This is a genomic window from Rhizobium hidalgonense (assembly GCF_002914525.1).
Taxonomy (GTDB): domain Bacteria; phylum Pseudomonadota; class Alphaproteobacteria; order Rhizobiales; family Rhizobiaceae; genus Rhizobium; species Rhizobium hidalgonense.
In genome coordinates this window covers 133,901-158,317 of sequence record NZ_LODW01000116.1, presented here as the reverse complement: position 1 = coordinate 158,317, position 24,417 = coordinate 133,901, and the positions used below count along the sequence as shown (strand labels likewise).

Here is a 24,417-nt window from a genome sequence, read left to right as displayed (position 1 = left end):
CGATTGGTGCATTTTGCGCCGATGATCTTAACAATCGGTTTACCAAATATGGTGTCATTATGGCACCGAGTACGATCGCAAACTTCGCGCAATTTTGATGAAGCATATTGCCGGGCGCGATAAAATTGCCGCCCCTCAGGAGACGATGATGTCCAAGAACCCCAATCTCACCTTGTCCGGCCCGGATCTGGCCGCGCTTCTTTGCAGTCGCGTTTGCCACGATGTCATCTCACCGGTCGGCGCGATCAATAACGGGCTGGAACTCCTGGATGAGGGTGGTGCCGATGCCGATGCGATGGATCTAATCCGCACCAGCGCGCTGAACGCTTCCGTCCGACTGAAATTCGCACGCCTCGCCTTCGGCGCGTCGGGTTCCGTCGGCGCTTCGATCGATACTGGCGAGGCCGAGCGTGCGGCCAAGGATTTCGCCATCGCTGAAAAGAAAACCGAGGTGATCTGGAACGGACCGCGCGCCATCGTCGCCAAGAACCGCGTCAAGCTGCTGCTCAACCTCTTCCTCGTCGCCTATTCCGCTATCCCGCGCGGCGGCGTGCTCGAGGTAACGCTTGAGAATCCCGAGTTCGATGCAAAGTTCAAGCTCACGGCCAAAGGCAAATTGATGCGCCTGCCGCCGAAATTCGTCGAGATCGCGACCGGCACGATCGAGGAAGCAATCGACGCGCATTCGATCCAGCCCTATTACGCCGTGCTTCTGGCTCAGGAGTGCGGAATGACGCTTGATCACAGCGCCAGCGCCGAAGAACTGGTGTTCACGGCAGTGGCAGCGGCTGCCTGATTTCGAGCTTGGGCGGGTGTCGGTGTCCGTCCGGTAACGATTCCTTAGCCTGATGGACCTATCCTCCAGGGTTGTAAGAGGCCTCTTGCTGCGACGAATGCGGGGGCAAAGGAGCGCCCATGCAAAGGTTCATGATCACCGATAATTCGGATATCGTCCGCAAGGTCGGCAAGCGCATTCTCTCCGAACTCGATTTTCTCGTCAGCGAGGCCTCCAACGCCGGCGAGGCGCTACAGCGCTGCCAAACGGAGCTGCCGGAATATCTGATCGTCGATTCCGGCATGGAAGGCGCCCTCGACCTCATCGCCGCCATCCGTGCCATGGACGGTGGTAAAGAGGTCAAGATCTATTACTGCGTCGTCGAGGCGGATCTGAAGAAGCTGATGGCGGGCAAACGAGCCGGCGCCACCGATTTCCTGCTGAAGCCGTTCGATCGCAAGATCCTGACCGCCGTCTTCGGAAACCGCGCGATCGCTGCCTGACGGCAGATCTCCTCCCTGCAGCATGATGCCGAGAGTGCAAGCGCTTTCGGCCGCCGACACCTTGTTTCCTTGATCGAGATGGAGAGGATTTTGAACCGATCCAGCCAGAGATCCTCACGTCGGGACGGCTTCTGAATGCCGGGCAGAAACGAAAAATCCCGCCGGAAGGGCGGGATCTTCGTCATCCGATAAGGGGGATCGGAAAAATCAGGCGGTTTCGGCGTATTCGGCGCCATCCGGCTCGCGCAGAACGTAGCCACGGCCCCAGACGGTCTCGATATAGTTGGCGCCGCCGGCAGCGTTGGCGAGCTTCTTGCGGAGCTTGCAGATGAAGACGTCGATGATCTTCAGTTCCGGTTCATCCATGCCGCCGTAAAGGTGGTTCAGGAACATTTCCTTGGTGAGCGTTGTGCCCTTGCGGAGCGAAAGCAGCTCCAGCATCTGGTATTCCTTGCCCGTCAGGTGGACACGCTGGCCGCCGACTTCGACAGTCTTGGCGTCGAGGTTGACGATCAGTTCGCCGGTCATGATGACCGACTGGGCGTGGCCCTTGGAGCGGCGGACGATGGCATGGATGCGGGCGACGAGCTCGTCCTTGTGGAAGGGCTTGGTCATGTAGTCGTCTGCGCCGAAGCCGAGGCCGCGAACCTTGTCTTCGATGCCGGCCATGCCCGACAGGATGAGGATCGGTGTCTTGACCTTGGACAGCCGGAGCGTGCGAAGCACTTCATATCCGGACATGTCCGGCAGGTTCAGATCGAGAAGGATGATATCATAATCATACAGCTTGCCCAGATCGACGCCTTCTTCACCGAGATCGGTGGTATAAACATTAAAACTTTCTGATTTCAGCATCAACTCGATGCTCTGCGCCGTCGCGCTATCATCCTCGATGAGAAGTACCCGCATAATTATCCCCTTTACCGCCGCCGAAAGGTGGTCTGGCCCCCTACACGATACCGAACACGCTACGTGATTTGGAAGCTGCCACAAAATGGTTAACAAATTCTAATTCACTCTGGCAAGGAGTATCGAATTTATTAAATATTTTTTCCATTTCTCTGTTTTCCAATAGGAATCTCAAATAGCGCTCTTAATCTTCAACATTAGGAAAAAGCGCTAAGTGATTCATCCGACTCGCCAATGAAAAGGTTCGAACTTAATGCCGCGGCATTTACCGACCCTTAAATCATCGGGCCTATCATTAACGATGCCCGTAAACGAAAGGTTACCAGCGGTAGGTATTTGTTAATATCGCAGGAAATTTTTTAGCAAACCGTGTCAAAGCGGCGCGCAGGGCGGTTTCAAAGTTGAGCCGGGGTCTCGCATCACGGGAGTAATGCGTATGAAGTCGCGAGAGAGTCTCGTTCGCCTGAAAGAGTTTCAGGTGAACGAAAAACGACGTCAGTTGCAGCAATTGCAGATGATGATGTCCGAATTCGAACGGATGACGAAGGATCTGGAGAGCCAGATCGTCGTCGAGGAAAAGAAGTCCGGTATCTCAGATCCGAATCACTTTGCGTATCCGACCTTCGCCAAGGCCGCGCGTCAGCGGGCCGACAACCTGCAGGTTTCGATCAAGGAACTGAAGATGCAGGAAGAGTCGCTGGAAATGGCGCTCGAGGAGATGCAGGCGGAATATGCAAGGGCGACGGCGCTGGAAGAACGTGACACCAGCGCCCGCGCAAGGGCGTAGAGAAACGGCGGGCGCCGGCTACGGCGCCCTGGGATCGCCACTGAGAAGCCATGTATGATGGGCACGCTGTCCGTCATACATGGCTTTTGGTGTTTTCGCCTCTTGGCGCCACTCAACGGCGCGTCGCTTACAACGACAACAATCAATTCACGACATCCTGCCATTCCGGATGGCGCTGCGCCTGCGCCTTGAAAAAAGGGCAGAGCGGGATGATCTTCCAGCCGCCGGTGCGGGCCGCCTCCACCGCGTGCAGCGCCAGTGCCTGGCCGACGCCCTTGCCGCGCAGCGCATCGGGAACCGCGGTGTGATCGACGATGACGAGTTTCGCCGATGTGCGCGAATAGGTCATCTCGGCCTCATGCCCTTCGACCTCGGCCGCATAACGGCCGCCGGAAGCGCCTTCCTCGTTTCGAATGTCCATTTGTCTTTCCTCGCAGCAGATGGGGATATTGTCGTCGGCGACCGTGACATGCGGATGCGATCATGCCAAGCCGCGAGGCTATTGCTGGAGGAGACGGAGTGTTCATGAATAATGTCGGATCGGCGCGAGCTTCGCAGCAATGAGCGCGCTTTCGATCATCCGCCCCGCTCTTCTCGTGGCAGCGCCGTTCCTCCTGGCGCTCGGCCTCATCCTGCCGCTGGTCCGGTTCGAAACGCTTTATTTCTTCGATCAGACGCCGTCGCTCATCGAAATCGTCGTCTCGCTCTGGCAAGGCGGCAATGGGCTGCTGGCAGCGATCGTCGCGCTGGTTTCGATCGTGCTGCCGTTTCTGAAGATGATCGGGATCGCTGCGGAAGCGACGGCTGCCGGGGGCGGGGCCGGCAGCCTGTTCTATCGTCGCGTCGTGCCGCATCTGTCCAAGTGGTCAATGATGGACGTGCTGCTGGTCGCGATCGTCATTGCTGCGGCGAAGACAACGGGGTTGGCGGATGCCTTCACACAGCCGGGCCTTTGGTGCTACGCGGCCTCGTCAATGATTTCGGGCCTTCTTCATTCCCTTATGGGAAATGCGTCCGGCCCGAAATAAATATCCGTGATGTCGTGCGATCAGTGGCGATATTGCTGGATGCGCGTGGTGCGCAGGCCGGCGAGACCGTGGCTGTTGATCGACGATTGCCAGGAGAGGAACTCTTCGACCGTGAGCGTGTAACGCTCGCAGGCCTCTTCCAAGCTTAACAGGCCACCGCGAACAGCCGCGACAACCTCTGCCTTCCGACGGATCACCCAGCGCCGCGTATTGGGCGGCGGAAGATCCGCGATCGTCAGGGGGCTGCCATCGGGGCCGATGACATATTTTACTCGGGGACGTATCATTTCGGTCATTGGACTCTCTACACAACGCAAGACCACGGACGCCACTCTAGCCTGCCACATTTAAAAATTGCCTAAGCCCATCGTAAGACTTTGATAACAAATTTAGCCGCCCCAGGCCGGTCGGCGACCCCGGGGCGGCCATCTGCCGCCACGTCTGCTTGGTGCGACCTGCAATGGGAGCCCGCTGAATAGACAGGACTGATTTTCCAGGATGAACTTTGTAGCGCCGGGCATAGGCATAGGCGCCAGACACCGTCTTGGTTCCTGCCAATGTCTTAGTCCAACTCGCGCTTTTGATGCTTGGCGTCCTCGTGATTGGGGGCAAAGCCGTGTCTGACGAGCGAGCCTCTCGCTGCCGGCGGCGGGGCTCGGCTGAGGCAAGCCATACGTCATATGAAGATGAAAACAACCGAGCATGCGCGCGACGATTGCGGATGCTGGATTTTTCGCCTTCGCAGACAGGCGGCGATGAGATTTCGCCGAGCGTCGGAAAGGAGCGGCGAGGCAAGATGGCAAAGTTTGCGGGACTTCAATTTTTGTCTGCTCTCAGCTTTCCCTAGAGGCTGCCGCATGGCTTTCACGGAAAACCAGCTGACTGTCCGGAAAGCCTTCTCGACTTTTAACCGGGCAGTCGAGTTTTCTTTTCTTGCGGCAGATGTGACCGCGAGGAAGCGGAGGATCGGGGCAGACGTTTAGCGAGGCGGGCGGCGGCGCCAAAAAAGCAACCTTCCCCATTTTTCAGATGCACGTGCTGAAGAATATTTTCGCCTTCGCGCCCGCGCGACCCTGACCTGAAACAATACATCTTCGCCTTCACGGGCCGACGTCCCAAGGGCGCAGGCGATAGGGCGCCCGGTGCGAATCCTCCGCTGGCCTGTGGCCAGCAAAGCAGCGACGAGATTGCGAGCACTCTCGGTTTCTCGTCGCATATGGCGTTGGGGTGTTGAGGGGCGCGATGCGCAAGCTCGATTCGGTCAGCCGCAGGTTGCGGTCGCCGGAACGCTCGGGTGCCGGCTGCTTAAGCTGCCGGCCCCTCTCAGAAGCTTAGAAGCCTTTTCCGCGGGTCAGCTCGGAAACGACGGTGCCAGCAATGATGCGGATATCCATGCCGATCGAGAAATTTGCGACGTAATAGAGATCGCTGACGATGCGGGCACGCGCCTTGGCCGGACGATCGGTCGGGCCGCGCAGGCCGCGCATCTGGGCAAGACCGGTCATGCCGGGACGCATGGCGTGGCGCTGATGGTATTCCGGGACGAGTTCTTCGTAGAGCATGCCGCCGGCGCGCATGCCGATTGCATGGCAGCGCGGACCGACCACGGACATATGGCCCATCAGCACGTTCAGCAACTGCGGTAGCTCATCGACGTTCGTGCGGCGCAGGATAGCGCCGACGCGGGTAACGCGCGGGTCGTTCCTCACCGTCTGGGCAACGCCGGAGACATCGCAGAGATCGGTGCGCATCGAGCGGAACTTGTAGACCTTGATGGTCTTGCAGTTCTTGCCCCAGCGGGTCTGCTTGAAGAGCACCGGTCCCGGGCTGTCGAGCTTGATCAGCAAGGCGACGAACAGAAGGAATGGGGCAAGGACGAGGAGGGCGCTCAACGACGAAACGATGTCGAACGCCCGCTTCAGGACGAGATCCATCCACGGCGCCTGCGGCGCATCGCTATGGATAACAGGGGTCTGAATCTTCAGGCTCGGCTGCTGGCGGCGGTTCGGCCGGAAGGACTCAGTCGAAATGCTGTTGTTTAGTTCCGTGATGCTCAAGGATCGTACTCTGTTGTCTTCGAGGGGTGCGGCGGCAATAGGCGATCAATGGTTTACCCTGTCACCAGGGCTGCACTCAGGTCTTGGTAACCCTACTAAAACGGAAAAATGCGACAATTGTGTAATGGTGTCCAGAGAAATATCGCATCGCAATAAATCTTTCGCAGGTGCGTTAAGTTGAGGCAACCTCATGATATTTCGTTAATAATTGGAATTTCATCAAGGTTTTTAGGCCTTTGACGAGGGCTTCCGGGGGTGATCCGACGTGTTGTTTCGGCACGCGACCAACACTCGTCAGCCGGTATTTTTAACGAATTCCAGCACGAAATTTTTCGAGCGAGGACGCCCGATCGTTCCCAAACTGTGTCACAATATGACAAAATCAAGGCGCGATCGGTGGAGATCCGGCACGGGAATATGGAAAAAACGGGGTTCAAACCGAGAATCACCCGATCCGGCCGGCCGTTTGCGAATCACTCTTGGGTTCTGACGAGGCCCGATCGCTGGATAGCTGTCTCAGGGGTTTGCTGCGGCTATGCCGGTTCGAGGACGCGTTTCGTGCCGCCCCAGGAGATGAAGTTCGGGTTCGCGAAGTCGAAATCGGCGGCAGCGCCCGTTTTGCCGTAGGTCAGCAACGCTCCGTCGAGTGTCACCGTCGAACCGCCAGCGGCGCGCAGCACCGCATCACCGGCCGCCGTGTCCCATTCCATCGTGCGGGTGAAGCGCGGATAGACGTCGGCCTTGCCTTCGGCCAGCAGGCAGAATTTCAGCGAGGAGCCGATATTGGTGCATTTGGAGATGGCGTGGTGGGCAAGGAAGCTTCCGGTCTCGGGGCTGTTGTGGCGAAGGCTGGCGAGCGCCAGCCTGTCGTCCGGCTGTTCGCGCACGGTAATTGCGCTGCGCGCGCCGACCGTAAAATTGTCGGTGACGACGAGCCGTTCGGCGTGGCCGCGTTCGCCCGAGAAGGCAAGCCCGAGCGCCGGGGCGTAGACAATGCCGGCCACCGGCACGCCGTTCTCGATATAAGCGATGTTGACGGTGAATTCCTGTCGGCCGTCGACGAATTCGCGCGTGCCGTCGAGAGGATCGACCAGGAAGAAGCCGCGGCCGGCGATGTCGGGAACTTTTCCGGCGGCGACCGATTCTTCCGCCACGACGGGTATATCGGGATAATCCTTGGCGAGATGAGCGAGGATGATGCGTTCGGCCTCCTCGTCGGCGACCGTGACCGGACTTGCATCCGCTTTCATGGCGACCGGGAAGCCTTCGCGCAGGACCGTGATAATGGCCTTGCCGGCTTCGAGGGCCGCCCTTTCAAATGTCCTCAGCATTGTCCTTTTGCCGTTCGCCACGCGGACCGAGCACCCCACTGTCGCTCATCCGCAAACCATCCCTATCACCAGATACTTGATATGGTGTTACCCATCGCGCTCTGCATCCCCCTAACGCAGTTCCACGAGGCTACCATAAGTTTTCAGCCTTGTCAGACGAAGAAGGGCGTCCGGGCGTGAAATGGTATTCGCGAAAGTCGATAACTTAGGGTCTGAATTTGCGCCATCTTCCAATTCTATGGAATAGCTTGCGCCACAAGCGGAAGAGGGAAATCGCCGGCGATATCTGCGAATCGTTAAAGCAGTGGCGGTTTCTGACTAAAAACAGGCCGTTCTTTGCCGATTTTCTGTGGATTTTGGTTCAAAATGCGCCACTTAGGCCTGTTCGGACAAGAATTTGTCGGAGTAAATCCTTTTTGTCTTCACATTTCCAACGAAACCGGTATGCATTCGGCCTATGAGGTTCTCTGAAACGGGGAACCAAAGAACCAAAAAGAGATGCAGCCTACTCGGTTCGCATCCAGGGGAAAACGACATATGGAGTATTTCGTCCAGCAGCTCTTCAATGGGCTGACGCTCGGATCCATCTATGGCCTTGTGGCTATTGGTTATACGATGGTTTACGGCATTATCGGCATGATCAATTTCGCCCATGGCGATATCTTCATGCTCGGTGGTTTTGCCGCTCTTATCGTCTTTCTCGTTCTCACATCGATCTTCGCAGGTCTTCCGGTGGCAGTTCTGCTGCTGGCGATGCTTGTCGTTGCGATGCTGATGACGAGTTTGTGGAATTGGACGATCGAGCGCGTCGCCTATCGGCCGCTACGTGGTTCCTTCCGCCTGGCGCCGTTGATCACGGCGATCGGCATGTCGATCGTGCTGTCCAACTTCATCCAGGTGACGCAGGGTCCGCGCAACAAGCCGATCCCGCCGATGGTCAGCACGGTCTATCAGTTCGGCAACATCTCGGTGTCGCTGAAGCAGATCATCATTATCGTGATCACGGCGGTGCTGCTGACGATCTTTTGGTACATCGTCAATCATACGGCGCTTGGCCGCGCCCAGCGCGCGACGGAGCAGGACCGCAAGATGGCGGCGCTGCTCGGCGTCAATGTCGACCAGACGATTTCGATCACCTTCGTCATGGGCGCGGCGCTGGCTGCCGTCGCCGGCACGATGTATCTGATGTATTATGGCGTCGCTTCGTTCGCCGACGGCTTCACGCCGGGTGTGAAGGCCTTTACCGCAGCCGTTCTCGGCGGCATCGGCTCATTGCCGGGAGCCGTTCTCGGCGGGCTGATGATCGGCCTGATCGAATCGCTGTGGTCGGCCTATTTCACCATCGCGTACAAGGATGTCGCGACCTTCGCCATCCTCGCTTTCGTGCTGATCTTCAAGCCGACGGGTATCCTCGGACGGCCGGAAGTCGAGAAGGTATAACGTCATGGCAAACATTGAAAATTCTGCAGGCAAGCCCGATGCCGGACTTGTCCGCAAAGGCCTTACCGAAGCCCTTTTCGCCGCCGTCCTGTCGTTCGGCATGTTCGTTCTCTATGTCGGCCTGAAGACCGACCAGAACATCAACAACGAGCTGATCATCGTCCAGCGCTGGGGACTGCTTGCGATCTTCGTCGCGGTTGCCGCGATCGGCCGCTTCGCGATGGTCGTTTTCATCAAGCCGAATATCGACCGCCGCAAGCTCAGCAAGGCGCGCCAGGGCGATCTCGACATCTCGACGGAAAAGAGCTTCTTCCATCGGCATTTCCTGAAGATCGCGTTGCTTGCGCTGGTGCTCTATCCGGTGGTGGTCGTGGCGCTTGTCGGCGCTCAGGGCTCACTGAAATGGGTCGACAATTTTGGCATCCAGATCCTGATCTACGTGATGCTTGCCTGGGGGCTGAACATCGTCGTCGGGCTCGCCGGCCTGCTCGATCTCGGCTACGTCGCCTTCTACGCGGTCGGCGCTTATTCCTACGCGCTACTGTCGAGTTATTTCGGCCTGTCCTTCTGGGTGCTGCTGCCGCTTTCCGGCATCTTCGCCGCACTCTGGGGCGTCATCCTCGGCTTCCCGGTGCTGCGCCTGCGGGGCGATTACCTCGCCATCGTAACGCTCGCCTTCGGTGAAATCATCCGCCTGGTCCTCATCAACTGGACCGACGTGACCAGAGGAACGTTCGGTATCTCGAGCATTCCGAAGGCGACCCTCTTCGGCATTCCCTTCGATGCGACGGCCGGCGGCTTTGCCAAGCTCTTCCATCTGCCGATGTCTTCCGCCTACTACAAGATCTTTCTCTTCTATCTCATCCTGATGCTCTGCATGCTGACGGCCTACGTCACCATCCGGCTGCGCCGTATGCCGATCGGGCGTGCCTGGGAGGCGCTTCGCGAAGACGAGATCGCCTGCCGTTCGCTGGGGATCAACACGGTGACGACCAAACTTACGGCCTTTGCAACGGGTGCGATGTTCGGGGGCTTCGCAGGCTCGTTCTTTGCGGCGCGCCAGGGTTTTGTCTCGCCGGAATCCTTCATCTTCCTGGAATCGGCGGTCGTTCTTGCCATTGTCGTTCTCGGCGGCATGGGCTCGCTGACCGGCATCGCGATCGCTGCGATCGTCATGGTCGGCGGTACCGAAGCGCTGCGCGAAATGGACTTCCTGAAAGCGGTCTTCGGGCCTGATTTCACGCCGGAACTGTACCGCATGCTGCTCTTCGGCCTCGCCATGGTCGTCGTCATGCTGTTCAAACCGCGCGGTTTCGTGGGCTCACGTCAGCCGACTGCCTTTCTTAAAGAAAGTAAGGCAATATCCGGAAGCTTTACCAAGGAGGGCCACGGTTGATGAGCCCCGTTACCAACACAATATCAAGCGATACGCTGCTCAAGGTCGAGCACCTGTCGATGAAGTTCGGCGGCCTGATGGCCATCAACGACTTCTCTTTCGAAGCCAAGCGCGGCGACATCACCGCGCTGATCGGGCCGAACGGCGCCGGCAAGACCACCGTCTTCAACTGCATCACCGGCTTCTATAAGCCGACGATGGGGATGATCACGCTCAACCAGAGAAGCGGCAAGCAGTATCTGCTGGAGCGTCTCCCGGACTTTCGCATCACCAAAGAAGCCAAGGTGGCGCGAACCTTCCAGAACATCCGGCTGTTCTCCGGCCTGACGGTTCTCGAAAACCTGCTCGTCGCCCAGCACAACAAGCTGATGAAGGCGTCGGGTTATACGATCCTCGGCCTCATCGGCATCGGTCCCTACAAGCGAGAGGCGGCCGCATCGATCGAGCTGGCGCGCCATTGGCTTGAGAAGGCCGATCTGATCGACCGTGCCGACGATCCGGCGGGCGATCTGCCCTATGGCGCTCAGCGGCGTCTCGAGATCGCCCGCGCCATGTGTACCGGCCCCGAGCTGCTTTGCCTGGACGAACCGGCCGCAGGCCTGAACCCGCGGGAGTCGGCAACGCTCAATGCGCTGCTGCAGAGCATCCGCGCCGAAACCGGAACATCTATCCTGCTCATCGAGCACGACATGTCGGTGGTCATGGAAATCTCCGACCACGTCGTGGTGCTCGAATACGGCCAGAAGATTTCCGATGGCACGCCTGAGCACGTGAAGAACGATCCGAAGGTCATCGCAGCCTATCTCGGCGTCGAGGATGAAGAAGTGGAAGAGGTGATCGCAACCGTCGAGCAGCTCGAAGGAGGCGCAAACTGATGGGCGACGAAGTAATGACGGGTCAACCGCTCCTTCAGGTCAACGGCGTAGAAACCTATTATGGCAATATCCGTGCGCTGGCCGGCGTCGACGTGAATGTCAACAAAGGTGAAATCGTCAGCCTGATCGGCGCCAACGGCGCCGGCAAGTCGACGCTGATGATGACGATCTGCGGCAGCCCGCAAGCCCGCACCGGCTCGGTGGTCTTCGAGGGCCGCGACATCACCCGCATGCCGACCCACGAAATCGCTCGCCTGCGCATTGCGCAGTCGCCTGAGGGACGCCGCATCTTTCCGCGCATGACGGTTCTGGAAAATCTCCAGATGGGCGCCGGTCTCGACAACCTCAAATATTTTGCCGAAGACGTCGAGAAGATCTTTGCGCTCTTCCCGCGTCTGAAAGAACGTCACGCCCAGCGCGGCGGCACGCTTTCGGGCGGCGAGCAGCAGATGCTGTCGATTGGCCGGGCGCTGATGGCGCGGCCGAAGCTGCTGTTGCTCGACGAACCTTCACTCGGCCTTGCGCCGCTGATCGTCAAGGGCATCTTCGAGGCGATCCGCAAGCTCAATGAACAGGAAGGGCTGACCGTATTCCTCGTCGAGCAGAACGCATTCGCGGCCCTCAGGCTTTCGCACCGCGCTTACGTGATGGTGAACGGCAAGGTGACGATGAGCGGCTCCGGCAAGGAACTGCTCGCCAATCCCGAGGTCCGCGCCGCCTATCTCGAAGGCGGAAGACACTAGTCGAAAGGAGAGTTTGATATGCAGGGACTTTTCTTCGAAAGCGATGTCGGTGTCCGAGTGGTCATTCGTGTCCTCGTCGTGCTGATCGGCTTTTGGACGGCCTGGCGAGCCGGCAAGGCGGTTGCTGACGGCTGGAACAATTATCCGCTAGCCGTGATCTACACCTTCCTGCTGGCCTGGGCGATGCAGTTTCTGCACCACGCCTTGTTCAACGGGCCGATGCTCGACGCCGTCTACTACGGCATCGATTTCGTGACGCTGCTGGTCTTCTCGACGGCGGGCTTCCGCTTTCGCCGCACCAATCAGATGGTCAACAACTATTACTGGCTGTACGAAAAAACTTCCGCGTTTTCGTGGAAGGAGAAACATTGACAGTCCGTTGAAACTAGGCATGAATTGCCTTCAGAGTGGAACAGCTTTCCTGGCGCAGTCAATGGTGGGTAGTGCGCCGGGCCTTGGACCGGAACCCGCCCAAAAATTGGGAGTAACAATATGAAGAAGTCTCTTCTGTCGGCAGTGGCTCTGACGGCGATGGTCGCCTTCAGCGGCAATGCGTGGGCCGACGTTCTCATCGCTGTCGCTGGTCCGCTGACCGGCCCGAACGCTGCGTTCGGCGCTCAGCTCCAGAAGGGCGCCGAGCAGGCGGCTGCCGACATCAACGCTGCTGGCGGCATCAACGGCGAGCAGATCAAGATTGAGCTCGGCGACGACGTCTCCGACCCGAAGCAGGGCATCTCGGTCGCCAACAAATTCGTTGCTGACGGCGTCAAGTTCGTCATCGGCCACTTCAACTCGGGCGTTTCCATCCCGGCTTCGGAAGTCTATGCCGAAAACGGCATTCTCGAAATCACCCCGGCCGCTACCAACCCGAAGTTCACTGAGCGCGGTCTCTGGAACACGTTCCGCACCTGCGGCCGTGACGACCAGCAGGGCGCCATCGCCGGCAAGTATCTTGCCGACCACTTCAAGGATGCCAAGATCGCCGTCGTTCACGACAAGACCCCCTACGGTCAGGGTCTTGCCGACGAAACCAAGAAGGCGATGAATGCCGCCGGTCTGACGGAAGTCATGTACGAAGGCATCAACGTCGGCGACAAGGACTTCTCCGCCCTCATCGCCAAGATGAAGGAAGCCGGCGTCTCGATCATCTATTGGGGCGGTCTGCACACCGAAGCCGGTCTCATCATCCGTCAGGCGGCAGACCAGGGCCTGAAGGCAACGCTGGTTTCGGGCGACGGTATCGTTTCGAACGAACTCGCCTCGATCGCTGGTGACGCTGTCGCCGGTACGCTGAACACCTTCGGCCCCGACCCGACGCTGAACCCGGCGAACAAGGAGCTCGTCGAAAAGTTCAAGGCCGCCGGTTTCAACCCGGAAGCCTACACGCTTTACTCCTACGCCGCGATGCAGGCGATTGCGGGAGCGGCCAAGGCTGCCGGTTCGGTGGATCCTGAAGCCGTTGCCACGGCCATGAAGGAAAAGGGTCCGTTCCCGACGGTTCTCGGCGACATTTCGTTCGACGAAAAGGGCGACCCGAAGATCCCCGGCTACATCATGTACGAATGGAAGAAGGGCGCGGACGGCAAGTACACCTACGTCCCGCAGGACGCAAAGTAAGTTCAGCTTGCCTATTGGCACGATGATCTGATCGAAGCCCGGTTCCGGCCGGGCTTCTTTCGTTCTGGGGAGAATTGAATTTCCGTCGGTCTCCGTGCCGCTTATCTGCCGCCGACGATTTCCGTCAATTGCCGGCCGTCACGAACGCCCTCGGCAATCCCGGCGGTGACGCCGCCCAAATCCCTCACATCTCGTGCAGCACATGCGTCGCCTTCACGGCGGCCGATGCCCGGTTCTCGACGCCGAGCTTCACATAGATCTGTTCGAGGTGCTTGTTCACGGTGCGCGCCGACAGTCCCAGTATTTCGCCAATGTCGCGGTTGGCCTTGCCCTTGGAGATCCAGAGCAACACTTCGGATTCGCGCTGGGTGAGCGAGAAGCGCTGGCGCAGCATCTCGTCGTCGCTGCGCTGATTGGCGGCGGTGAGGCGGAAGAGGTATTCGTCCGGGCCGATCGCGCCGAGGAAGGCGAGCTGCAGCGCCGCCTGGCCGGCATGGGCGATCGAGATGATGCCGTCTCGCGCTGCGCCTGCGCGCTCGCCCATCCAGCCGGAAATATGGCGGACGACGATTTCCATGCCGTCATCGCTGCCCATGGCGGCATTGACCAGCCGTGTTGCCTGCGGCGTCGACCAATGGATGGCGCCGTCACCTTTGACCGCCAGCAGATGGCGACCGGCGGCATCGAGCGCGACGCGGGCGCTTTGGGCCGAGCGGGCGTTGCGCAGATGGACACGGATGCGGGCGCGCAATTCGTCGATATTGATCGGCTTGGCGAGATAATCGACGCCGCCGGATTCCAGCGCGTGCACCACATGCTCGGTCTCGGTCAGACCGGTCATGAAGATGACGGGAACCTGCGCCACCGCAGCATTCGCCTTCAGCCTGCGGCAGGTCTCGAAGCCATCCATGGCGGGCATGACGGCGTCGAGCAGAATGAGATCGGGTGTGATACGCTCGACGATGCCGAGTGCTGCAGTGCCTGACGTGGCGATCAGCACGGAAAAGCCGGATTGTTCGAGCGCGTCGGTCAGGAAGCCCAATGCTTCGGGCGAGTCGTCAACGAGCAGAACGATGTCGCGGGGGAGGGCCGGCTCAGCCAATGGATTCCACCTTTTCGTCGAAGTCGTGCAGGAAGGTCATGAAGCCGGCGAGATCGAAGGCGGCGACATAGGCGTAGAGTTTCTCGGTGAATGGCTGATTTGCCTCCACCTTGGCAAGATCGGAAAGTTTGGCTTCGATGCCTCTGATATAGCCGATCTCGCCGAGCCGCAGCAATTCCTGCACATGCGCAGCACCGGGGCTCAGCATCGGCGTTACAGTCTTGACAGAAATGGCTGCTGCTACGTCGGCATAGATCCACTTCACGCCAAGATGCAAAGCGAGCTTATCGCGGAGCTGGCGGATGTCGACCGGCTTGCCGATCGCATCATTGTGGCTGTCGTCACTGTCGCCGAGAACCGCCGCATCGCCGATATTCGCAGAAAGCATCAGCATCGGCGCCGTCTGGCCGGCCTCGCGCAGGCGCGAGACGAGCTGCCAGCCGTTCATGCCGGGCATCAGGATGTCGACAAGGAAGAGGTCTGGTATAATTCCATCGATCAGCGTCAGGCATTCGGCGCCACCTGCCGCCGTCAGGACGATGAAATCGAGCGGTGCCAGGATTTCACGCATCATCTCGCGATGGTCTTCATTGTCGTCGACGACAACGATCGTGCGGCGCGGTCCGTCGTAACCGACAACGCGTTTCTCCTGCGGTGCGGCGGCCACGGCGCGCATGACGGCGGACAGCATGAGGCGGACACGGAAGGTCGAACCTTCATCCTTGATACTCGAAACCGAAATCTCGCCGCCAAGCGTGTTGGTCAGAAGCCGGGTGATGGTGAGGCCGAGGCCGAGGCCCGGCATTGGCCGGACGCTTTCGGCCTCGCCGCGCTGGAAGGGCTCGTAGATGCGGCTCAGGTCTTTCTCGGCGATGCCGCGGCCGGTGTCAGTGACGGTGAAAGTCGCCACCTGGTTGCGATAGCCGACATCGAAGGTGACCCTGCCTTCATCGGTGAATTTGATGGCATTGGAGAGCAGGTTGACGAGGATCTGACGCAGCCGCTTTTCGTCGGTGCGGACGAATTGCGGCAGGGCCGACGAGCGCTGATGGACGAAGGCGAGCCCTTTGGCCTGCGCCTGCGGGCGGAACATATCGACGATCTGGTCGAGGAAATCCTGGATGTTGATCTCGTTGGAATAGACCTGCAGGCGGCCTGCCTCGATCTTGGAAATATCCAGCAGGCCGTCGATCAGCCCGGAGAGATGTTCGGCGCTGCGGCGGATGACCTTGATCGAGGATTGGCGCGGCGGCGGGATGGTCTCGTCGCGCTCGAGGATCTGGGCATAACCGAGCACGGCGTTGAGCGGCGTGCGCAGTTCGTGGCTGAGGCCGACAACGTAGCGGCTCTTGGCACGATTGGCGGCCTCGGCCGTCTCCTTGGCGTTCTGCAAGGCAGTGTCGGTCTTCTTGTGAGCGGCTATTTCCTTGAGCAGCAGGGTGTTCTGGCGCGAAGATTCCTCCTCGGCGACGACGCGGCTGTCATGGGCGAGCACATAGAACCAGCAGACAACGCCTGATATCACCGAGAAGACGAAGAAGACGATGAGAATGGTGCGGTTGACGACCTCGGCCGTCTCGGGCGAGGCGGCGGCGACCTGATGGGCGATCATCGCCAGGATTGCGCCGATGGCGGTCAAGGCCAGCACGACGGCGATGCCGTAGCGGCCGAGGCGCGTCGTCAGCTTGCCTAAAACCGTTTCCGGCAGCAGCGCCTTGGCGACAGTGCCGACCTGGGCGTTGAGGCGGGCGGCCGGCTTGCACATGTCGTGGCAGCGGCTGTCAAGCGAGCAGCACAGCGAACAGATCGGCGCGGCATAGGCCGGACACCAGGCCATATCCTCCGGCTCGAAGGGATGCTCGCAGACGGAGCAGGTGATGCTCGTCAGATTCTTCCAGCTCCGGCGCGGTTTGCGGGCGAGATAGAATCTGCCTTTCGTCGCCCAGGCGAGCGCCGGCGCGGCGATGAGCGTGACGACGAGGGTGATATAGGGGGCGAGCGAGGCGGCGATCGCGCCGAAGGCGCCGAAATGGGCGATCAGCGACACCGTTGCCGACAGCGTCATGGCGCCGAGCCCGACCGGGTTGATGTCGTAGAGGTGGGCGCGTTTGAACTCGATGCCGGGGGGAGCGAGCCCCAGCGGCTTGTTGATGAAGAGGTCGGCGAAGATCGTGCAGAGCCAGGCCATGGCGATGATCGAGAATATCCCGAGCGTCTCCTCCAGCAGCCGGTAGATGCCGAGTTCCATAAGCAGCAGGGCGATCGCGACGTTGAAGACCAGCCAGATGACGCGGCCGGGATGGCTGTGGGTCAGCCGCGAAAAGAAGTTCGACCAGGCGAGCGAACCGGCATAGGCATTCATCACGTTGATCTTCAGCTGCGAGACGACGACGAAGGCCGCCATCAGCAACAGCGCAGCATTGTGCCAGGGGACCATATAGCCGAAGGCGGTCAGATACATCTGCGCCGGATCGGCGGCGCGATCGACAGGCACGCCCGAGGCGAAGGTCAGCACGACCAGGAAGGAACCGGCAAGCAGCTTCGGTGCGCCGATGACGACCCAGCCAGGTCCGGCGAGGAATACGGCAAGGCGATGGCGCCACTTGCGCCGCGGCTCCGGCGGCAGGAAGCGCAGGAAGTCGGCCTGTTCGCCGATCTGCGACATCAGGGCCAGGATGACGGCAGAGGCTGCGCCGAACTCGACCAGATCGAAATCGGCGACAGTGCCGGGCGGGCCTGAGGCATGACGGATGCCGGCAAAGGCGCGCCAGAGATCGAATTTCTCCCAGTCCATGAAGGCGATGAAGATGAAGGGCAGGATATTCAGCACGATCCAGAAAGGCTGGGTCATCAGCTGGAATTTACTGATCAGCCGCACGCCGTGCGTCACCAGCGGGATGACCATGACGGCGCTGAGGATATAGCCGATCCAGAGCGGAATGCCGAGGGTGAGCTCCAGCGCCCCGGACATGATCGAGGCCTCGATCGCAAACAGCATGAAGGTGAAGCTCGCATAGATCAGCGAGGTAATGGTCGAGCCGATATAACCGAAGCCGGCGCCGCGGGTCAGAAGATCGATGTCGACGCCGTGGCGGATGGCATAGCGGCTGATCGGTAGACCAATCGCCAACATGGCGAGCGAAGCGACGATAATGGCATAGAAGGCATTGGTAGTGCCGTAGGACAGGGTAATGGCGCCGCCGATCGCCTCGAGCGCGAGGAAGGAGATCGCGCCGATCGCCGTCTGGGCGATGCGCTGGGAGGAGAAGTGGCGGGCGCTCTTTGCGGTGAAACGCAGCGCATAATCTTCCAGCGTCTGGTTGGCGACCCAGCGATTATATTCGCGTCTTACCGGAATGATGCGTTGGCGCGCTGCCATGTCTTCCTTCCGGCATTCCGGTGGGGCTAAACGTCTCGAAACAGTTTTGGCGGGATGGCTGAGAAAGGCAAGGGCGGAGCACTGGCAGATTCACGGAACCGCCATATTTTTGAAGCCGGTCTGTCACAAAAGCCTTCTAACTCTCAGCCGTTCGTTCAACTATTTCAGGTATCACCCATGTCTGTTTCAAGCCTTTTCCGCCTGAGCACCGCGCTCGTCTGCCTTGTTTCGATCGTGCCATCGCTTGCCGGCGCCGAGCAGGCGACAGTGGCGGAAGCGCCTTATGTCGAGATCGGAAACACCAATAAGCGCGGTGACGCCTGCTTCTCGACGGTGGACACCAATGCCGCCGTTCACCTTCTCTCCGGCTTCCTCGAAGTCTGGACCCCGCGCACGCCTTTCGTCGACGCGGGCGTCGAAGCCGCGGCCAAGGACAATTGCCCGGCGGTCGCCAAGACGGATTGGGATGGCATTCCCGCCAGCAAGACCGACGGCCAGATCGTCAATCAAGCGGTGCATGACGCCAACATCGCTTATGTCGTCAGGGCGACGAAGGCGCGGACGGCCGATCAGGCTGTTGCCGCCTATCTCGACGACCGGCGCGGCAAGAATGCCAGCATCGTCGACGGCTTCGGTCCGCTGACTGCTGCCTGGAAGGCCGGCTCCAAGCAGACCACCACGATCACGGAGGTGGCGGCTGATGCAACGACGGTCAAATATGACGACAAGGGCAACAATCGCGGCGCCGGCAGCAAGCCGGACACGGAAAACAAGACCGATGCCAACCCGGATATGGGCTTCGCGATCGACTTCATCAACGCTGCAAGCGGTGACGGTTCGACGGAGCCTGCCAAACGCTATTTCAAATATGGCCGACCCTACCGCTGGAGCCAGGACGTATCTGTCGTACCGACGCTGGTGCCTGCCAAGAGCGGCAAACCGGTCGAAGACGGCGGTTTCCCGAGCGGCCATACGGCGGAAGCCTGGCGTGATGCACTCGCGATGGCTTACCTTGTGCCGCAGCGCTTCCAGGAAATGATCACGCGTGCCAGCGAACTGGGCGAAGACCGTATTCTTGCCGGCATGCATTCCCCTCTCGACGTGATGGGCGGCCGTATGCTCGGCACCGCGACGGTGGTCTATAACCTGAACAAAGCCGACAACGCAGCGCTGAAGAGCGATGCCTTCGCACAGGCGCAGTCGTGGCTGATCGCCAAATCCGGCGTTGCGGATGCGGGCGCGCTCGAAGTCGCTGCGCATGCGGCGCCGATCGCGGTGGACCGCTTTGCCGATCATGACGCCAATCGCGCTTACGTGCTGCAGCGCCTGAGCTACGGCCTGCCGACGATCCATGCGACCGACCAGCCGGCGCGCGTGCCGCAGGGCGCCGAAGCGCTTCTCGAAACGCGTCTGCCCTATCTCGACGGCGCGCAGCGCCGCGACGTGTTGAAGACGACGGCGATCGCCTCGGGCTATCCGCTCATCGACGACGCGGAAGGCTACGGCCGTCTCAACCTGTTTGCCGCTGCCGATGGTTACGGTGCTTTCGAGCAGGATGTCACCGTGACGATGGACACGGCCAAGGGCGGCTTCAATGCGATCGATAGCTGGCGCAACGACATCGGCGGCAAGGGCCGGCTGGTGAAGCGCGGCGACGGCATCCTCGGGCTATCAGGCGCCAACAGCTATGCCGGCGGCACCGTGCTGGAAGAAGGTGCGCTGGTGGCCGGCTCGCCGTCTGCCTTCGGCACCGGCGGGCTGACGATCAATGGCGGTTTTCTCGTTGTGGCGGCTGGCAAGCCGCTGACCGTGGGCGGCGATTATCAGCAGTCCGCCGATGCTGCGGCGAAACTGGCGCTCGGTGCGAACGGCGCAGGCACGCTGGCCGTCGAAGGCAAAGCAGCGCTGGCCGGTGATCTCGACGTGACCCTTGCCGATGGCTATGCCCCGGCGCCCGGAACAAAGATCGAAATCCTGAAGGCGAGTGCCATTTCCGGTGCCTTCGGAAAGATCACCATTTCCGGCCATAAGGCCAGCCTTTCCTACGGCCCGACAGTCGTGACCTTGACGATCGACGGCTAATCCTCCGTCTCCGAACCAGAAGGGCATCCCCAGCTGTGGGGATGCCCTTTGTTTCCGACCCGTTTGACCCCTGCGCCTACGTCATTTTGCGTATGTGTTTTTGCGTTGCAGCACCCGATAGTCCCTTGGCAACAGTTAATCCGTTTCCGGCCTGTTGCGGAACAAGAAGAGGGGCTCAACCAAGATGAATCTCAAATCCACGATCACCGGTGCCGCGCTCGGTGCCGTCATGGCGGCCTCGGCCGCCTTCCACGGCGCGGTGGCCGCCGACGACACGATCAAGGTCGGCGTGCTGCATTCGCTCTCGGGCACGATGGCGATTTCCGAAACCACACTGAAAGACGCCATGTTGATGCTCATCGACGAGCAGAACAAGAAGGGCGGTCTGCTTGGCAAGAAGCTCGAGGCCGTCGTTGTCGATCCGGCTTCCGACTGGCCGTTGTTTGCCGAAAAGGCACGCGAGCTGATCGAAAAGGACAAGGTCGCCGCCGTCTTCGGCTGCTGGACCTCATCCTCGCGCAAATCCGTCCTGCCTGTTTTCGAAGAGCTGAATTCGCTGCTCTTCTATCCGGTGCAGTACGAAGGCGAAGAATCCTCGCGCAACATTTTCTACACCGGTGCGGCGCCGAACCAGCAGGCAATTCCGGCCGTCGACTACCTGATGGAAAAAGAAGGCGTCAAGCGCTTCGTGCTCGAAGGTACCGACTACGTCTATCCGCGCACGACCAACAAGATTCTCGAGGCATACCTGATTTCCAAGGGTATTCCGAAAGAAGACATCATGACCAACTATACGCCGTTCGGCTTCTCCGACTGGCAGACCGAAGTTTCCAAGATCAAGGAATTCGGTTCGGCCGGCAAGAAGACCGCCGTCGTCTCGACGATCAACGGCGATGCCAACGTTCCGTTCTACAAGGAACTGGGCAACAAGGGCATCAAGGCAACCGACATTCCCGTCGTCGCCTTCTCGGTCGGTGAAGAAGAGCTTGCCGGTCTCGATACCAAGCCGCTCGTCGGCCATCTCGCCGCCTGGAACTACTTCGAATCCGTGGAAAGCCCGGCCAACAAGAAGTTCATCAAGGATTGGCACGCCTTCACCAAGAACGACAAGCGCGTGACCAACGACCCGATGGAAGCTGCCTATATCGGCTTCAACGCATGGGTTAAGGCCGTCCAGGCTGCCGGCACGACCGATACCGACAAGGTTCTCGACTCCATCATCGGCGTCAGCGTTCCGAACCTCTCCGGCGGCTATGCCACCGTCATGCCGAACCACCACATCACCAAGCCGGTGCTGATCGGTGAAATCCAGGCCGACGGCCAGTTCGAAATTGTCCAGCAGACACCTGCCGTCGTCGGCGACGAATGGTCAGATTATCTGCCGGACTCCAAGGATCTGATCTCCGATTGGCGCAAGCCGATGTCCTGCGGCAACTTCAACGTTGCAACCGGCAAGTGTGGCGGCAAGGGCTCCTGATAGATCCGTCGAACGATCGATGCCGAGTGGCTTCCGTCCGGGGTTGGTCCCGGGCGGAAGCTCCGTCCCAGCGATTGCGCCGCAACGCCAACGATATCAAGGGCGAAAAAGCCGATGTATCGCGCCATAAAGATTTTCCTCGTTACGCTCTGCCTGACGTTTTCGGGCCTGTCATTTTCAAGTCTATCAATTTCGGGCGAAGTTCGGGCCGAGGGCGATATCCATGTCCTCATCGACGCACTCGGCGTCGGCGACTTCTCGGACCGTGAAGCGGCGATCAAGGCGCTGGTCGCCTCCAAGGACCCGCATGTCAGCCAGATATTGCAGCAATTGAGCGGCGGCCTGCTCTACGTCAACTCCGATGGCGGCCCCGTTCTCCTCCAGGGCGGTACCGATGACGAGCCGACCTATTCCGATCCGATCACCGGTGAACCCGCTGACGATGTCGATCCTGACATGATGAGCAAGGTCAAGATCAACAACGCGCTTCGCGGTGTCATCGGCGCCGCCAACAGCCAGCTGACGCTGATGAGCCCGGAGCGTTCCGCGCGGCTTGCAGCCGCACAGGGCCTGCTGAAGGACGCCGATCCCGCCAATCTCGAGCTGCTGAATTCGGCGCTTGCGACCGAAAAGGACGCGGAGATCAAGAATACGATGGAAGCGGCGCGCGCTGTGCTGCTGTTGAAGACCGATGCGAGCGTCGAGGACAAGAAGGCTGCAATCGATACGATCGCAGCGCGCGGCAATCGCGACGCGCTGACCATTCTGACGACCACGCTCGAAACCGCTCCCGATGATTTGAAGCCGGCAATCCAGTCGAACATCAGCTCCATCAATCGCGACCTGGCACTATGGGACGTCGCTCAGAACGTCTGGTATGGCCTGTCCCTCGGTTCGGTGCTGCTGCTGGCGGCAATCGGCCTTGCCATCACCTTCGGCGTCATGGGTGTCATCAACATGGCGCATGGCGAAATGGTGATGATCGGCGCCTATACGACCTATGTCGTGCAGGAATACATCGCTGCGGCCTTTCCCGAGCTGGCCGATTATTCCCTGGCCTTCGCGGTGCCTGCCGCTTTCGTCTTTACCGGCTTCGTCGGTCTCATCATCGAGCGCGCCGTCATCCGCTATCTCTATGGCCGGCCGCTGGAAACGCTGCTCGCCACCTGGGGCGTGTCGCTGATCTTGCAGCAGGCAATCCGCAGCTATTTCGGCCCGACCAACCGCGAAGTGCGCAATCCGAGCTGGATGTCGGGCGTCTTCGATCTCGGTGGACTCTCCATCACCTGGAACCGCATGTGGATCATCATCTTCTCGATGGTCGTCTTCGTGACGCTGCTGTTGCTGCTCAAGCGGTCCGCCTTCGGCTTGCAGATGCGCGCCGTTACGCAGAACCGGCGGATGGCCTCCTCGATGGGGATCCGCACCGGCTGGGTCGATGCCTTCACCTTCGCGCTCGGTTCCGGCATTGCTGGCATTGCCGGCGTGGCGCTCAGCCAGATCGACAACGTCTCGCCGAACCTCGGCCAGAACTACATTATCGACAGCTTCATGGTCGTCGTGTTCGGCGGTGTCGGCAATCTCTGGGGCACGCTGGTCGGGGCGCTGTCGCTCGGCGTCGTCAACAAGTTCCTCGAGCCCTTCGCTGGCGCCGTGCTCGGCAAGATCCTGGTGCTTGTCCTCATCATCCTCTTCATCCAGAAGCGTCCGCGCGGGCTCTTCGCACTCAAAGGAAGGGCGGTGGAAGCATGATTACGGCCTTCCTTCTCCGGTCTCTCGATCGCAAGATCGTCATTGCCATCGCCCTGTTGCTTCTGGTCGCCATTCTCGTTCCCGTCCTGAACCTGATGACGGGGCCGACCAACCCGCTGCATATCCCGACCTATGTCATGGCGCTGTTCGGCAAGTACCTGACCTATGCGCTGCTGGCGCTTGCGCTCGATCTCGTCTGGGGCTTCTGCGGCATCCTTTCGCTTGGCCACGGCGCCTTTTTCGCGCTCGGCGGTTATGCGATGGGCATGTATCTGATGCGCCAGATCGGCACCCGCGGCAGCTACGGCAACCCCGTTCTGCCCGACTTCATGGTGTTCCTGAACTGGAAGGATCTGCCCTGGTTCTGGTACGGCTTCAACCACTTCTGGTTTGCGGCGCTGATGGTTCTCGTCGTGCCCGGCCTGCTTGCCTTCGTTTTCGGCTGGTTCGCCTTCCGCTCACGCGTCAACGGCGTCTATCTCTCGATCATCACCCAGGCGATGACCTATGCACTGCTGCTCGCCTTCTTCCGCAACGACATGGGGTTTGGCGGCAATAACGGCCTGACCGATTTCAAGGACATTCTCGGCTTCAACGTCCAGGCCGACGGCACGCGTGCAGCCCTGTTTGCGGCAACCGCGATCCTCCTGGCACTGTCGCTGCTGCTTGCCTCGGCGATCGTTCGTTCGAAGTTCGGCAAGGTGCTGGTCGGCGTACGTGATGCCGAAAGCCGCACGCGCTTCCTCGGCTACCGTGTCGAGCATTTCAAACTTTTCACCTTCGTCGTCTCTGCGATGATGGCGGGCATTGCCGGCGCGCTCTACGTGCCGCAGGTCGGCATCATCAATCCCGGCGAATTCGCGCCCGCCAACTCGATCGAAGTCGTCATCTGGACGGCAGTCGGCGGGCGCGCGACGCTGATCGGGCCGATCATCGGTGCGATCCTCGTCAACGGCGGCAAGACGATCTTCACGGGTCTCTTCCCTGAGTTCTGGCTGTTTGCGCTCGGCGGTCTCTTCGTTGCCGTCACCCTGTTTCTACCGAAGGGCGTCGTCGGCACAGTCGCGCGATATCTCGGCAAACGGAAAGCCGTTTCCGCTGCAGTTCCGCCCGCCGTGCAGGAAGACGACATCGAACCGAAAATCCAGGCAGCGGAGTGAACAC

Annotated in this window: 21 protein-coding genes; 14 read left to right on the top strand and 7 right to left on the bottom strand. The window is 60.0% G+C overall.

What is annotated here, in order from left to right; genetic code table 11:
* Positions 1-148 precede the first annotated feature (148 nt).
* Positions 149-796, top strand: coding sequence for a histidine phosphotransferase ChpT (chpT, locus tag ATY29_RS32710; RefSeq protein ID WP_097534044.1), 648 nt, complete (start codon positions 149-151; stop codon positions 794-796).
* Positions 797-915: 119 nt separating this feature from the next.
* Complete coding sequence (locus ATY29_RS32705; protein WP_003566026.1) at positions 916-1,278, top strand: response regulator; 363 nt, start codon at positions 916-918, stop codon at positions 1,276-1,278.
* A gap of 207 nt (positions 1,279-1,485) precedes the next feature.
* On the opposite strand, the gene ctrA is transcribed toward ATY29_RS32705, so the two are convergent.
* On the bottom strand, positions 1,486-2,187 hold the full coding sequence (gene ctrA, locus ATY29_RS32700; protein ID WP_003542362.1) for a response regulator transcription factor CtrA: 702 nt from the start codon (positions 2,185-2,187) through the stop codon (positions 1,486-1,488).
* A gap of 436 nt (positions 2,188-2,623) precedes the next feature.
* On the opposite strand from ctrA, the gene ATY29_RS32695 reads away from it, so the two are divergent.
* Entirely contained in the window at positions 2,624-2,974 is a 351-nt protein-coding gene (locus tag ATY29_RS32695; RefSeq protein ID WP_003566024.1) for a hypothetical protein, read from the top strand.
* Between the two features lie 142 nt (positions 2,975-3,116).
* On the opposite strand, the gene ATY29_RS32690 is transcribed toward ATY29_RS32695, so the two are convergent.
* Positions 3,117-3,395: a GNAT family N-acetyltransferase gene (locus tag ATY29_RS32690; RefSeq protein WP_003566022.1), complete on the bottom strand. Its 279-nt coding sequence runs from the start codon at positions 3,393-3,395 to the stop codon at positions 3,117-3,119.
* Between the two features lie 139 nt (positions 3,396-3,534).
* Between ATY29_RS32690 and ATY29_RS32685 the strand changes: the two genes are divergently transcribed.
* The gene (locus ATY29_RS32685; protein WP_097533932.1) at positions 3,535-4,002 is read left to right on the top strand and encodes a paraquat-inducible protein A; all 468 of its coding nucleotides are present in this window, start codon (positions 3,535-3,537) and stop codon (positions 4,000-4,002) included.
* A gap of 20 nt (positions 4,003-4,022) precedes the next feature.
* On the opposite strand, the gene sciP is transcribed toward ATY29_RS32685, so the two are convergent.
* The 3 genes from sciP to cysQ form a co-directional block, all read right to left on the bottom strand.
* Positions 4,023-4,298 (bottom strand): CtrA inhibitor SciP, encoded by a 276-nt coding sequence (sciP, locus tag ATY29_RS32680; protein ID WP_007533628.1) that lies wholly within the window; start codon positions 4,296-4,298, stop codon positions 4,023-4,025.
* 1,035 nt (positions 4,299-5,333) lie between these two features.
* Complete coding sequence (locus ATY29_RS32675) at positions 5,334-6,059, bottom strand: sugar transferase (RefSeq protein ID WP_097533931.1); 726 nt, start codon at positions 6,057-6,059, stop codon at positions 5,334-5,336.
* Between the two features lie 533 nt (positions 6,060-6,592).
* Positions 6,593-7,390, bottom strand: a complete 798-nt coding sequence (gene cysQ / locus ATY29_RS32670; RefSeq protein ID WP_025416899.1) for a 3'(2'),5'-bisphosphate nucleotidase CysQ — start codon at positions 7,388-7,390, stop codon at positions 6,593-6,595.
* Between the two features lie 537 nt (positions 7,391-7,927).
* On the opposite strand from cysQ, the gene ATY29_RS32660 reads away from it, so the two are divergent.
* The 6 genes from ATY29_RS32660 to ATY29_RS32635 all read left to right on the top strand — a co-directional run bounded on the left by ATY29_RS32660 (position 7,928) and on the right by ATY29_RS32635 (position 13,461).
* Positions 7,928-8,830, top strand: coding sequence for a branched-chain amino acid ABC transporter permease (locus ATY29_RS32660; RefSeq protein ID WP_003566013.1), 903 nt, complete (start codon positions 7,928-7,930; stop codon positions 8,828-8,830).
* Between the two features lie 4 nt (positions 8,831-8,834).
* The gene (gene livM, locus ATY29_RS32655) at positions 8,835-10,226 is read left to right on the top strand and encodes a high-affinity branched-chain amino acid ABC transporter permease LivM (protein ID WP_003566011.1); all 1,392 of its coding nucleotides are present in this window, start codon (positions 8,835-8,837) and stop codon (positions 10,224-10,226) included.
* Positions 10,226-11,101, top strand: coding sequence for an ABC transporter ATP-binding protein (locus tag ATY29_RS32650; RefSeq protein ID WP_003566009.1), 876 nt, complete (start codon positions 10,226-10,228; stop codon positions 11,099-11,101). Before livM ends, ATY29_RS32650 begins: the two co-directional genes overlap by 1 nt.
* On the top strand, positions 11,101-11,844 hold the full coding sequence (locus ATY29_RS32645) for an ABC transporter ATP-binding protein (protein ID WP_003566006.1): 744 nt from the start codon (positions 11,101-11,103) through the stop codon (positions 11,842-11,844). The genes ATY29_RS32650 and ATY29_RS32645 overlap by 1 nt, the downstream gene beginning before the upstream one ends.
* Before the next feature lie 18 nt (positions 11,845-11,862).
* Positions 11,863-12,216 carry a DUF6867 family protein gene (locus ATY29_RS32640; RefSeq protein WP_003566005.1) on the top strand — a complete coding sequence of 118 codons (354 nt, stop codon included), beginning with the start codon at positions 11,863-11,865 and terminating at the stop codon, positions 12,214-12,216.
* Positions 12,217-12,336: 120 nt separating this feature from the next.
* Positions 12,337-13,461: a branched-chain amino acid ABC transporter substrate-binding protein gene (locus tag ATY29_RS32635; RefSeq protein ID WP_003566004.1), complete on the top strand. Its 1,125-nt coding sequence runs from the start codon at positions 12,337-12,339 to the stop codon at positions 13,459-13,461.
* 184 nt (positions 13,462-13,645) lie between these two features.
* On the opposite strand, the gene ATY29_RS32630 is transcribed toward ATY29_RS32635, so the two are convergent.
* Together ATY29_RS32630 and ATY29_RS32625 are read right to left on the bottom strand one after the other, a co-directional pair.
* Complete coding sequence (locus tag ATY29_RS32630; protein ID WP_097533929.1) at positions 13,646-14,563, bottom strand: response regulator transcription factor; 918 nt, start codon at positions 14,561-14,563, stop codon at positions 13,646-13,648.
* Positions 14,556-17,942 carry a hybrid sensor histidine kinase/response regulator gene (locus ATY29_RS32625; protein ID WP_025416898.1) on the bottom strand — a complete coding sequence of 1,129 codons (3,387 nt, stop codon included), beginning with the start codon at positions 17,940-17,942 and terminating at the stop codon, positions 14,556-14,558. The genes ATY29_RS32630 and ATY29_RS32625 overlap by 8 nt, the downstream gene beginning before the upstream one ends.
* Positions 17,943-18,119: 177 nt before the next feature.
* On the opposite strand from ATY29_RS32625, the gene ATY29_RS32620 reads away from it, so the two are divergent.
* The 4 genes from ATY29_RS32620 to urtC all read left to right on the top strand — a co-directional run bounded on the left by ATY29_RS32620 (position 18,120) and on the right by urtC (position 24,413).
* Complete coding sequence (locus ATY29_RS32620) at positions 18,120-20,024, top strand: acid phosphatase (protein ID WP_097533928.1); 1,905 nt, start codon at positions 18,120-18,122, stop codon at positions 20,022-20,024.
* A 184-nt stretch (positions 20,025-20,208) separates the two neighbouring features.
* Positions 20,209-21,501: an urea ABC transporter substrate-binding protein gene (urtA, locus tag ATY29_RS32615; protein ID WP_003566000.1), complete on the top strand. Its 1,293-nt coding sequence runs from the start codon at positions 20,209-20,211 to the stop codon at positions 21,499-21,501.
* A gap of 114 nt (positions 21,502-21,615) precedes the next feature.
* Entirely contained in the window at positions 21,616-23,253 is a 1,638-nt protein-coding gene (urtB, locus tag ATY29_RS32610; RefSeq protein ID WP_003565998.1) for an urea ABC transporter permease subunit UrtB, read from the top strand.
* Positions 23,250-24,413 carry an urea ABC transporter permease subunit UrtC gene (gene urtC, locus ATY29_RS32605; RefSeq protein WP_003565996.1) on the top strand — a complete coding sequence of 388 codons (1,164 nt, stop codon included), beginning with the start codon at positions 23,250-23,252 and terminating at the stop codon, positions 24,411-24,413. Before urtB ends, urtC begins: the two co-directional genes overlap by 4 nt.
* The last annotated feature ends 4 nt before the right edge of the window (positions 24,414-24,417 follow it).